This window comes from Micromonospora sp. NPDC006431 (genome assembly GCF_042870725.1).
In the GTDB taxonomy this organism is placed as follows: Bacteria; Actinomycetota; Actinomycetes; order Mycobacteriales; family Micromonosporaceae; genus Micromonospora.
This window is the reverse complement of the sequence record NZ_JBIAHQ010000027.1, coordinates 64,033-74,478: the sequence shown is the minus strand read 5'-3', so window position 1 is coordinate 74,478 and position 10,446 is coordinate 64,033. Positions and strand designations below refer to the sequence as shown.

At 74.8% G+C, this 10,446-nt stretch carries 13 protein-coding genes; 8 read left to right on the top strand and 5 right to left on the bottom strand.

Annotation, left to right across the window (positions count from 1 at the left end; genetic code table 11):
- Positions 1-176: 176 nt before the first annotated feature.
- Positions 177-371: a hypothetical protein gene (locus tag ACFYM6_RS31325; protein ID WP_073836761.1), complete on the top strand. Its 195-nt coding sequence runs from the start codon at positions 177-179 to the stop codon at positions 369-371.
- Positions 372-422: 51 nt separating this feature from the next.
- Here ACFYM6_RS31325 and ACFYM6_RS31320 read toward each other — a convergent pair whose 3' ends face one another.
- Positions 423-1,352 carry a hypothetical protein gene (locus ACFYM6_RS31320; protein WP_387281080.1) on the bottom strand — a complete coding sequence of 310 codons (930 nt, stop codon included), beginning with the start codon at positions 1,350-1,352 and terminating at the stop codon, positions 423-425.
- A gap of 304 nt (positions 1,353-1,656) precedes the next feature.
- Here ACFYM6_RS31320 and ACFYM6_RS31315 point away from each other — a divergent pair, with 304 nt between their 5' ends.
- A complete protein-coding gene (locus ACFYM6_RS31315) occupies positions 1,657-2,205 on the top strand; it encodes a carboxymuconolactone decarboxylase family protein (RefSeq protein ID WP_387281079.1) in 549 nt (182 codons plus the stop codon).
- 27 nt (positions 2,206-2,232) lie between these two features.
- Here ACFYM6_RS31315 and ACFYM6_RS31310 read toward each other — a convergent pair whose 3' ends face one another.
- Together ACFYM6_RS31310 and ACFYM6_RS31305 are read right to left on the bottom strand one after the other, a co-directional pair.
- Positions 2,233-3,318: a DUF3866 family protein gene (locus ACFYM6_RS31310; RefSeq protein ID WP_387281078.1), complete on the bottom strand. Its 1,086-nt coding sequence runs from the start codon at positions 3,316-3,318 to the stop codon at positions 2,233-2,235.
- A 58-nt stretch (positions 3,319-3,376) separates the two neighbouring features.
- Positions 3,377-4,381, bottom strand: a complete 1,005-nt coding sequence (locus ACFYM6_RS31305) for a cation diffusion facilitator family transporter (protein ID WP_387281077.1) — start codon at positions 4,379-4,381, stop codon at positions 3,377-3,379.
- A gap of 147 nt (positions 4,382-4,528) precedes the next feature.
- On the opposite strand from ACFYM6_RS31305, the gene ACFYM6_RS31300 reads away from it, so the two are divergent.
- The 5 genes from ACFYM6_RS31300 to tatC all read left to right on the top strand — a co-directional run bounded on the left by ACFYM6_RS31300 (position 4,529) and on the right by tatC (position 8,288).
- A complete protein-coding gene (locus tag ACFYM6_RS31300) occupies positions 4,529-5,527 on the top strand; it encodes a helix-turn-helix transcriptional regulator (protein WP_387281076.1) in 999 nt (332 codons plus the stop codon).
- Positions 5,524-6,531: a helix-turn-helix transcriptional regulator gene (locus ACFYM6_RS31295; protein WP_387281075.1), complete on the top strand. Its 1,008-nt coding sequence runs from the start codon at positions 5,524-5,526 to the stop codon at positions 6,529-6,531. The genes ACFYM6_RS31300 and ACFYM6_RS31295 overlap by 4 nt, the downstream gene beginning before the upstream one ends.
- A 10-nt stretch (positions 6,532-6,541) precedes the next feature.
- Complete coding sequence (locus ACFYM6_RS31290; protein WP_387281074.1) at positions 6,542-6,790, top strand: hypothetical protein; 249 nt, start codon at positions 6,542-6,544, stop codon at positions 6,788-6,790.
- A gap of 217 nt (positions 6,791-7,007) precedes the next feature.
- Complete coding sequence (gene tatA, locus ACFYM6_RS31285; RefSeq protein WP_387281073.1) at positions 7,008-7,316, top strand: Sec-independent protein translocase subunit TatA; 309 nt, start codon at positions 7,008-7,010, stop codon at positions 7,314-7,316.
- A gap of 18 nt (positions 7,317-7,334) precedes the next feature.
- The gene (tatC, locus tag ACFYM6_RS31280; protein ID WP_387281072.1) at positions 7,335-8,288 is read left to right on the top strand and encodes a twin-arginine translocase subunit TatC; all 954 of its coding nucleotides are present in this window, start codon (positions 7,335-7,337) and stop codon (positions 8,286-8,288) included.
- Between the two features lie 76 nt (positions 8,289-8,364).
- On the opposite strand, the gene ACFYM6_RS31275 is transcribed toward tatC, so the two are convergent.
- Complete coding sequence (locus tag ACFYM6_RS31275) at positions 8,365-8,769, bottom strand: hypothetical protein (protein WP_387281071.1); 405 nt, start codon at positions 8,767-8,769, stop codon at positions 8,365-8,367.
- Positions 8,770-8,876: 107 nt separating this feature from the next.
- On the opposite strand from ACFYM6_RS31275, the gene ACFYM6_RS31270 reads away from it, so the two are divergent.
- Complete coding sequence (locus ACFYM6_RS31270; protein WP_387281070.1) at positions 8,877-9,272, top strand: hypothetical protein; 396 nt, start codon at positions 8,877-8,879, stop codon at positions 9,270-9,272.
- Between the two features lie 118 nt (positions 9,273-9,390).
- Here the strand turns inward: ACFYM6_RS31270 and ACFYM6_RS31265 are convergent, their stop codons facing one another.
- Positions 9,391-10,278 carry an ABC transporter substrate-binding protein gene (locus ACFYM6_RS31265; RefSeq protein ID WP_387281069.1) on the bottom strand — a complete coding sequence of 296 codons (888 nt, stop codon included), beginning with the start codon at positions 10,276-10,278 and terminating at the stop codon, positions 9,391-9,393.
- Between the last annotated feature and the right edge of the window lie 168 nt (positions 10,279-10,446).

Genomic DNA, 10,446 nt, shown 5'->3' with positions numbered 1-10,446 from the left:
CCACCGGCAGCACGGCCCCCGCCCCGGCCCCCCGCGCCAGCTACGACGACGCCACCTGACCCGTCCGCCCCCAGGGCTTCCCGACCCCCCGGCGCGGGGGGGGGTGGGGGTGGGGGGGGGGGGGGGGGGGGGGGGGGGCCCCCCCCCCCCCCGCTCACGGGTACGCTGGCGTCGCGATGAACACTTCCGAACCCTCCGGCCGCGACCGTGGCACCGAGAAGCTCAACTGGATCGACCGGCGCCGGGAGAAGATCCGCGCTGAGATCGAGCGGAACCGCCGCGGCGAGTACAAGGTGCCGACCTGGGTGCTGGGGGTGGCGCTGGCGCTGATCGTGGTCGGCTGGTTGGCGTTCATCTTCCTCGCCGGCTGAGTCCGGGTCCGGCCGCGCCGGCTACGGCGGCCGGCGCCGCCCCAGTTCCGGTCAGTTGTACGGCATGCTGGGGAACCAGCCGATGCCGAAGCGGGCGGGCAGCCGCACGTCCCAGTAGACGACGGTGAAGATGCCCAGGGCGACGAGCAGCGCGCCGGTCACCACGGCGGCGCGGCGGGGGTCGGCCATCCAGCGCAGGAAGCGTCCCCGGCTGACCACGACGACGATCGCGAAGATCAGCGTGACGAGCAGGATGTTACCCAGCGACTGCAGGGTGAAAGCGAGTGCCCCGTAGAGCGGGTTGCCGGTGTCGGCCGCCCAGTGGAACAGCTTGTTGAACATCGGGTAGGGGCGCCCGATGAGGAAGCCGCCGACCAGCGCGCCCATGGTCACCACCCGGCTGACCGGCCGGTGGGCGAAGACGTCGGGGAGCAGGCCGAGCGCGGCGAGCCCGAGGTAGGTCAGCGCCAGGCCGATCACGCCGAACACGACGGACGACTGGATGAGGCGGACCGGGACCCCGCCGACCACGTCGGTGGAGAGTTGGGGGAGCCGGTCGCCGAGCAGGACGCCGATGGCGCCGTAGCCGGCCGAGACCGCGATCATGCCGAGGGCCAGCCAGCCGACGGGACGGAGCAGGGACCGCAGCGGCGCGGCGCTGGCGTGGCCACCGGACGCCTGGCTCATCGGGCCGACCGAGGCGGCCATGGCGATGTTGCAGGCGGTGAAGGTGCCGGCGAAGCCGGAGACGAACGCGAAGAGCAGCCCGGCGGCGGTGCCGGTGATCGCGGTGGCCTTGGTGTCGTGGCCGAGCACGGTGTTCGCGATGTTGTCGCCGATGACCTTGTCGACCAGCTCGAACGACCAGAGCACGGCGAGCAGGACGCCGGCTGCCGCGCTGAGCAGGGCGACCCGGAGGCGGCGCCCGGGGCCGGGCGCCGGGGTGAGGAGCTGGCGTTCGGGGAGCTGTCGCAGGGACATGGCGCCTCGCATTCCGCTACGGGGGCCGCGCCGTCCCGCGACGGGCCCCTGTGGTGACGGGCGGGGAGGCCGGGGTCGATGCGGCCGGGGTCGGATACCTGGACAGGATGGGGGCGGCCGGGCCGGCGGGGCGTCTTCGACCGTGCGGTCTTCGCTGCGGGTCGGCGGGTGGGCGGTCCGCGGCGGACCGGTCGGCGCCGGGACAGCGCACGGGGGAAGTTGCCGCCCCACCCGGGGCCTGGCAGGTTGCCGGATGGACCGGGTTCGCAGTCGGCCACGGCCGGCTCGGGTGGGAGGCGACGTCATGGCACATATCGATCTTGGCCTGGACGAAAAGGCCCACCCGGGCATCAACGGGCCGATGCGGTTCCGTCCCGAGACCGCGAAGCCGCTGAACGCGCTCGCCGAGCAGCTGCTGCGCGCCCCACACCCCACGCTGACCGCAGGCGAGCGGGAGCTCATCGCCGCCTACGTGTCCAGCCTGAACGAGTGCACGTTCTGCTGCTCGTCGCACTCGGCGTTCGCGGCCGCCCAGCTGCCGTCCGGGATGCCGCTGGTGGAGCAGGTGCGCCGGGACGTCACCACCGCGCCGGTCAGCGAAAAGCTGCGGGCGCTGCTGCGGATAGCCGGGGCGGTGCAGCGCAGCGGCCGGGCGGTCACCCCCGAGCTGGTCGACGCGGCCCGCGCGGCGGGCGCCACCGACCTGGAGATCCACGACGCGGTGCTGATCGCCGCGGCGTTCTGCATGTACAACCGGTACGTCGACGGCCTGGGCACCTGGGCGCCGCAGGACCCGGCGGCGTACGAGCGGTCCGCCGCGCACATCGTCGCGCACGGCTACGGCGCGAGCTGAGCGCCGGTCCGCCGCCGGCCGAACGGCTCAGCCGAGCAGGCGGGCCGCGTGGCGGCCGGCGGCGGCCGCGGCCAGGAAGTAGGCGTGGTCGGCGTCCAGGCCGCGGCCCATGGTCGACAGGCCGACCGGGCTGGCCCGCAGCGCCGCGTCGAGCCCGTCCGTGGGCACGGTGACGATGCGGTGCCGGTCGGCGAGCGGGGCGAGGGCCTGGTCCACCTCGGCGGCCAGGGCCGGGTCGAGGCGGTCCGGCACGACCAGCTCCGCGGCGGCGAGGGCCACCCGGCCGTACGCGGTGAGGCTGTGGTGGGAGACGCCGCGGTGCCGAGGGCGCGGGTCGGCGTCGGAGATGCGCAACGAGCCGACCGCCCGTCCGCCGAGGGTGGCGACCGCGTTGACCGCCTCGCCGACGGCCACCCCGGAGAAGCCCCAGCGGGTGCCGGTGCCCAGGTTGCCCGGCCCCTGGGCGACGATCGCGAGGTCGGCGTGCAGCACGTGCCGGGCGGCGAGCAGGCCGCTGTGCAGGGTGCTGGCCTCCAGGTCGCCGCCGAACGCCTGGCCGACGCTGACCGTGCCGGCGAGGTGGTCGGCGAGCCCGGCGAGGGTGCGGGAGAACCAGGCCGGCAGCGCCCCGCCGTCGGTGAGCAGGTAGGCCACCCGGGCGTGCGGGGCGTCGGCGTGGACGCCGGCGAGGATCGCCGGCAGGGCCGAGTGCAGGTCGGCGGTGACCACCGGCATCCCGTCGAGGCTGTCCGCGGCGGCCAGCACCGCGTGGTGCGGGGAGGCCTCCTCGTCGACGCCGAGCAGGATCGGTTGCAGCGGGGTGTAGCGGGCCTTGACCAGGTGGCCGGCGTCGCGGCTGTCGGCGGCCTGCGGCGGGTCGGCGGGGAGCCGGTCGGGCAGGGCCACGACCAGGGCGTATCCGCCGGTGCCGAGGCCCATCAGCAGGGCGCCGGCGTTGAGCAGCACCCGGTCGCCGGGTTCCGGGTCGCCGACCAGCGCCGGGTAGGCCAGGGCACGCATCCGGCCGCCGTCGGGCAGGTCGACGTCGAGTTCCGTCGCGCCGGCCCACCGCCGCCGTACCGCCGTGACCGTGCCGGACCGCCATCGCACCATGCCCAGGAAACTATCGGCCGTCGGCGGGCCGGGGCGCGTCCGGGTGGCCCGGCGCGCGTCAGAAGGTGTCGGTCTGCTGGTCCACGGGCGGGTCGCCCTCGTTCTGGGTACGCCGGGCCCGTCCGCGGTCGGTGCCTGGCATGGACCGGGTGGGGTCGAGGAAGACGTAACCGATTTCGGGGTAGTGCTCGGTGAGCCGCCGCTCGGCCTCGTCGGCGGCGGCCTCGATGTCCGCGCCGGTGGCGTCGTTGTGGAAGTCGACCTTGGCGGCGACCAGGATGTCATCCGGGCCGAGCACCATGGTCATCAGCGTGTGGACCCGGTCCACGGTGGGCAGCGAGGCCAGCTCGTGCTCGATCTTCCGGTGCACGCGCTCCGAGACGGCCCGGCCCACCAGCAGCGAGATGTTGCTCCGCGCCAGGATGGCGGCGACCACCAGCAGCAGCACCCCGATCAGGATCGAGGCGATCCCGTCGTAGAGTTCCTCGCCGGTGAGTTCGGACAGCCCGAGACCGACGCCGGCGATGAGCAGGCCGATGAGGGCGGCGGTGTCCTCCATGAAGACCGCCTTGACGGTGGTGTCGGCGGTCAGGCGCAGGTAGCGGCCCGGGGTGGCCCGCCAGCGGCGGGACTCGCGACGGATCTGCCGGACCGCCCGGGCCAGGGACACCGACTCCACCACGAAGGAGATCACCAGCACGATGTACGACACCAGGAAGTTGCCGCTGTGCTGGTGCACGAGGATGGTGGTGACGCCGTGGGTGATGGCGAAGCCGGCGCCCACCACGAAAGTGAACAGCGCGGCTAGGAACGCCCAGACGTAGCTCTCCTTGCCGTATCCGAACGGATGCCGGGTGTCGGCGGGCCGGGCCCCGCGGCGCAGCGCCAGGTAGAGCAGCACCTCGGTGGTGGTGTCGGCAACCGAGTGGGCGGCCTCGGAGAGCATCGCCGCCGAGCCGGAGAGCAGGCCGGCGACGGCCTTGGCGACCGCGATGGCGAGGTTCGCCGAGCCGGCCACGATGACCGTGCCCACGCTCTCGCGTTTGACTTCCGCTTCCGCCATGCGCTCACCATATGGCCGGTGCCGGCGCTGCGCCGGTCGGGCGGGACGGCCCGCGACGGGTGGGGCACGGCCGCCTCGGGTGCGCGTTCCGCGCGGCGCGCCCGCGTGGGTGCACGCCCGGGACGCGCGGGCTGCTAGCGTTCACACGTGTCCCGGACCCGTACCGAACGCCTGGTCAACCTGGTGATCTGCCTGTTGTCGACGCGACGGTTCCTCACCGCCGCCCAGATCGCCGCGACCGTGCCCGGCTACGAGCACGACCCGGACGACGCCAAGGACCACGAGGCGTTCCAGCGCAAGTTCGAACGGGACAAGGCCGAGCTGCGCGAGCTGGGGGTGCCGCTGGAGACGGGCACGGCCAGCGTCTTCGACGCCGAGCCCGGCTACCGGATCGCCCCCCGCGAGTACGCCCTGCCCGACATTCCGCTCGAACCGGACGAGGCCGCCGCCGTCGGCATCGCGGCGCGGCTGTGGCAGCACGCCGGCCTGGCCGCCGCCGCCTCGTCGGGGCTGGCGAAGCTGCGCGCCGCCGGCATCGACGTGGACCCGCAGGCCACCCTGGGCCTGGAGCCGATGGTCACGGTCGACCCGGCGTTCGCCCCGCTGACCGCCGCCGCCCGGGACCGGCGGGAGGTCAACTTCGACTACCGGGTGCCGGACCGGGACGCCCCGACCCGCCGCCGGCTGCAGCCGTGGGGCGTGGTCTGCTGGCGCGGCCGGTGGTATGTGGTCGGCCACGACCTGGACCGGGAGGCGGCCCGCTGCTTCCGGCTGTCCCGCGTGGTGGGCACGGTCCGGGTGACCGGCCAGCCTGGGGCCTACGAGCCGCCCGCCGGGGTGGACCTGATCAGCCACGTGGCCCGCTGGTCCGGGCCGGTGGAAAGGACCGGCCGGGCCACCGTGCTGGTCGCCCCGGGCCGGGCGGCCGGGCTGCGTCGCTGGGCGGTGGGGATCAGCTGCGGGCCGGACGGCGACCGCCTGGTCCTGCCGTACGCCGACGCGGACAACCTGGCCGGCCAGGTGGTCGGCTACGGCCCGGACGCCCGGGTGCTGGAGCCGCCGGAGGTCCGCGAGGCGGTCATCCAGCGGTTGAAGGAGATCGCCGCGCGGCACGACGAGCTGGCGGTGGCCGGGGGTGCCCGGTGACCCGCCCGGCGGCCCGCGGGGGCCGCGCCTCGGCGGACCGGCTCGCCCGGCTGCTCAACCTGGTGCCCTACCTGCTCGCCCGCCCCGGCATCGAGATCGCCGAGGCGGCCGGGGATCTGGGGGTGACCGAGCGGCAGCTCCGCGAGGACCTGGAGCTGCTCTGGGTGTGCGGGCTGCCCGGTTACGGCCCGGGCGATCTGATCGACATGGCGTTCGACGGCGACCGGGTGACCATCACCTACGACGCCGGCATCGACCGGCCGCTGCGGCTCACCCCGGACGAGGCGCTCGCCCTGGTGGTGGCGCTGCGGATGCTGGCCGAGACGCCCGGGGTGGCCAACCGGGAGGCGGTGGAGCGGGCCCTCGCCAAGATTGAGAGCGCGGCCGGGGACCTGGCCGGCGCCCCGGTGGAGGTGCGGCTGCCCGGCGACACCGCCCGGGTGCGTGAGCTGCGGGCGGCCGTGGAGCGAGGTCGGGCGTTGCGAATCACCTACTACACCGCGGCCCGGGACGAGACCACCGAGCGCACCATCGACCCGCTGCGGATGCTGATGGTCGGCGGCCGGGCGTACGTGGAGGCGTGGTGCCGCCGCGCCGAGGCGGTCCGGCTGTTCCGGGCCGACCGGATCGACGCGGTCACCGAGCTGGACGAGGCAAGCGTGGTGCCGCCGCAGGCCCGCCCCCACGACCTCAGCGACGGGGTGTTCCGGCCCTCGGCCGACCTGCCGCTGATCACCCTGCGGGTCGGTCGGGGCGAGCGGTGGATCACCGAGTACTACCCGTGCGAGCGGGTCGAGGCCGACGGTGAGCAGTGGCTGGTGTCGCTGCGGGTCACCGACCTGGGCTGGGCGCGGCGGTTCGTGCTCGGGCTCGGCCCGGACGTCACCGTGGTCGCCCCGGCCGAGCTGGCCGAGCAGGTCCGCGCCCAGGCGGCCGCCGCGCTCGACGCGTACGCGACGCCGGTGGATCGCGCCAATCCGGCGGTGGCCGGCCGCACCCAGTAGGCTGACCGCCGTGGTGACGTGGATCGTGCTCGGGGTCGTGCTGTTCCCGCTCCTCGTGCTGGCCCTGGCGGTCCGGCCGGTGCTGGCGCGGCTGCCCCGGCTGCGCCGGGCGGCGGTGGCCCTGCAGCGCCGCCAGGCCGAGGCGGAGGCGATGCGGTCGGTCGCCGAGGAACTCCAGAGCCGCGCCGAGGGCCTCCAGGAGCGGCTGACCGTCACCCAGGAACGGCTGACGTTGATCAAGGCCAGGCGCGGAAAGTGATCGACGACGGTCGGTCCGGCGGGCGCTAGCTGCGCGGTTCCGGGCGGTTCCGGGCACGATCGCGCCGTCGCAGGTGGTTGACGGGACACTTCGGGTTGGTCGAGACTTCACCGACCGGGTCCGCACCGGCAGGCCCGTCAGGGTGGCAAGGCCCTTCGACCCACGTACGATGGGCTGCGACCACCCCTGACCGACATTTGAACGACTGGAGCTTCCCATGGGTGCCCTCAAGCCGTGGCACATCGCCGTACTCGTGGTCGTGCTGATCCTGCTGTTCGGCGCGAAGCGGCTCCCCGACGCGGCCCGTTCGCTGGGCCGCTCGCTGCGGATCATCAAGGCGGAGACCAAGAGCCTGCACGACGATGACCGTGACCTGGCCGAGAAGGCCGACGCGCAGGCCGGCTACCAGCCGCTCCCGCCGAACCCGGCCCAGCAGCAGTACGCGCCGCAGCAGCCTCCGCAGCAGCAGTACGCCCCGCAGCCGCAGCAGCCGGTCGACCCGGTGCAGCGCGTCCGCGAGAACTGATCCGGAGGGCCCACCACCGTGGCCTTCGCGTTGAAGAAGCGCGGCCCGAGCAACTTCGACCGGGCCTCCGACGGCTCCATGACGCTCATGGAGCACATCCGTGAGCTGCGGAACCGGCTGTTCCGGGCGTCGTTGGGGATCGTCGGCGGTCTGATTGTCGGCTTCTGGCTGGCGGAACCGGTCTTCCAGTTGCTGAAGCGGCCGTACTGCCGGCTGCCCGGCACGACGAACGCACTGGGACAGTGCCAGGACCTGTTGGCCCTGGCACCGACGACCTCCTTCCTCATGAAGCTGAAGCTGGCGCTCTGGCTCGGCCTGATCATCGGCGGTCCGATCTGGCTCTACCAGCTCTGGGCGTTCATCGCCCCGGGCCTGCACCGGAACGAACGCAAGTGGGCGTACGTCTTCGTGTCGATCGCCGCGCCGCTGTTCGCCGCCGGTGCCGTGCTGGCCTACTTCGTGGTCGACAAGGGCCTCGGGTTCCTGATGGACTCCGGGGTGGGCGGGCTGTCCAACCAGTTCGAGGTCACCGCGTACATCGCGTTCGTCACCAACATGATCCTGCTGTTCGGGGTGGCGTTCGAGTTCCCGCTGATCCTGCTCATGCTCAACTTCACCGGGGTGGCCAGCGCCCGGCGGCTGCTGAGCTGGTGGCGCGTGGTGATCTTCGTGTCGTTCGCGTTCGCGGCGATCGCCACCCCGGACCCGGGTCCGTTCGGCATGACGCTGCTGGCCGCCGCGCTCTCCCTGCTCTACTTCGTCGCAGTCGGCGTGGCCTTCCTCAACGACAAGCGGCGTGGCCGGGGCCGGGAGACGTACGGGGGCGTCGCCGACGACGAGGTGTCGCCGCTGGATCTGTCCACCGAACCGATCGAGGCCGGAGCACGGGTCGAGACGTCCGCCCCGATCGGGGCGCCCGAACCGATCGACGCGCCGACGCCGATCGAGCGCCGCTACGACGACATGACCTGATCGGGTCGCTCGCCGCAGCAACACCGGAACGCCGTCCCCGGCCTGGGGGCGGCGTTCCGCGTGTCGGGGCCGGCGGTCAGAGCCGCGCGAGCAGGAGCTCCAGCGGCGGCCGGGTCCGGGCGGGGGCGAGGGCGCCGGCGAGCAGGGTCGCGTAGTGGCTCTTGCGGCCGGACCGGGTGCCGATGAAGCGGCGGAGCTGGCGGGCGAGCGGGCGACCCTGCTGGGCGGGCTGCCGCTGGAAGAGCCGGAACGAACGCAGGTCCCCGGCGGCCTCGACGAGTTGTTCGACCGTCCCGGTGCCCAGCGCCCGGATCAGCTCGTCCTCCAGATCGGCCCGGGGCACCACCGCCACCCCGTCCAGCAGTTGGCCGTGCCGGCGAGCCACCGCCTCGATCGCGCAGCGGTCGCTGTCGCCCTCGACCAGCACCACCGTCCCGGCGTCCAGGCCGGCGGCGTCCGTCAGGTTGCGTCGCAGGTCCACCTCACGCCTCCCCCGGGTCGGCGACGACGTCCTGGACACCCTGCCCGCCCGCGCCACGACGGCAACCGGGTATCCCGGGCGGCCCGGGTGGGCGGATACTGGCCGCCGTGATCGACGACCGCCCGCCGCGCCGCCCCGACGTCGCCGCGGCGCTGCGTTTCCTCACCGAACTGGTCGCCTGGGTCGCCACCCCGTGGGCGCTCGCCCGCCACTCGGTGGCGCTGGCGGTCGCCGCGGTGCTGATGCTGATCGGCCTGCCCACCGTCCTGGCCACCCCAACGGACAAGAAGCACGTGATCGTGCCGGTGCCCGGGGTGGTCACCATCGCCCTGGTGGGTTTGCAACTGGTGGCCGCCGCGGTCTCGTCGTGGTTCGCCTGGCCGCGGCCGGTCGCCGTGGCGGTGGCCGCGCTGGCCCTGGCCACCGTGGCCACCGAACTGCCCCGCTGGCGCCGGCTCGCCCCGCTCGGCCGCGACGGCCGCCCATCCCGCCGATCCGCGTAGCGGGCGGTGCCGGTCTCCACCCGGCTTCAGCCTGCCGAGCGGCGACCCCGTCGCCGGCGACGACGCCCCCTGCACCCGGCCGCGGCGCCGGTGCCGTCGCCTGGCCAGGGCGGGCACGTCAGGCCACCCGCCGGACGGCCCCTTCCGGTGGCGCCGGCACGGCGTCCGGGTGCAGGATCGCGGCGATCGCCTCGGCGCCGTCGACCAGGCGCGGGCCGGCCCGCACGATCAGCCCGTCCGCGTCGAGCGCCCAGACCTCCGCGCCGGGAAAGTGCGGAACCACCGTCGCGGCCTGCGCGACCGCCCCGTCCAGGTGGAAGCCGCACGGCGCGACCAGCACCACCTCCGGGCGGGCCGCCTGGAGCGCCGGCCAGGTGGTCGGCGTCGACCGGGCGCCCGGGTGGGCGGCCACCGGTTCCCCGCCGGCCACCCGGACCAGGTCCGGGATCCAGTGCCCGGCGCCGAACGGCGGATCTACCCACTCCACCACCGTCACCCGCCGCCGCCGGGGCCGGCCGGCCACCGCCGCGTCGACCGCCGCGAGCCGCGCGCGCAGGCCGTCCACCAGGGCCTCCGCCCGGTCGGGCACCCGGGCCGCCGCGCCGACGGCCAGGATCGTGCCGAGCACGTCCGGCAGCGTGTACGGGTCGAGCGACAGCACCTCCGCCCGGCAGCCCAGGTGGTCCACGGCGTCCGCCACCCGGCCGGAGGGCAGCGCGCAGACCCGGCACAGGTCCTGGGTGAGGATCAGGTCGGGGTTCAGCCCGGCGAGGGCGCCCGCGTGCAGGGTGTAGAGGTCCGCTCCGGCGGCGAGCCGCGCCCGCACGTACGTGTCGATCTCGCCGGGGCTCATGCCGCGGGTGTCCCGGCCGCCCACCACCACCGTTGTGCCGGCCCGGTACGCGGCCGGCACCGCGCACTCGAAGGTGACCCCGACCAGCTCGTCCCCGAGGCCGAGCGCGTAGCCGATCTCGGTGGCGGAGGGCAGCAGGGACACGATGCGCATCCCGCCATCCTGCCCGCCCGCTCCACGCCGGCGGCACCGCCCCGCAGTTCCGGCGATCCGGGCGTCCGGGCCGGATCTCGGCGATAGTCTGAGGCGGCGCCGGAGCAGGCCTCGGTCGCGTCCGTCGTCGCCGCCGACGGCGCGCGCTACCCGCCGGGCCGCCCGGTG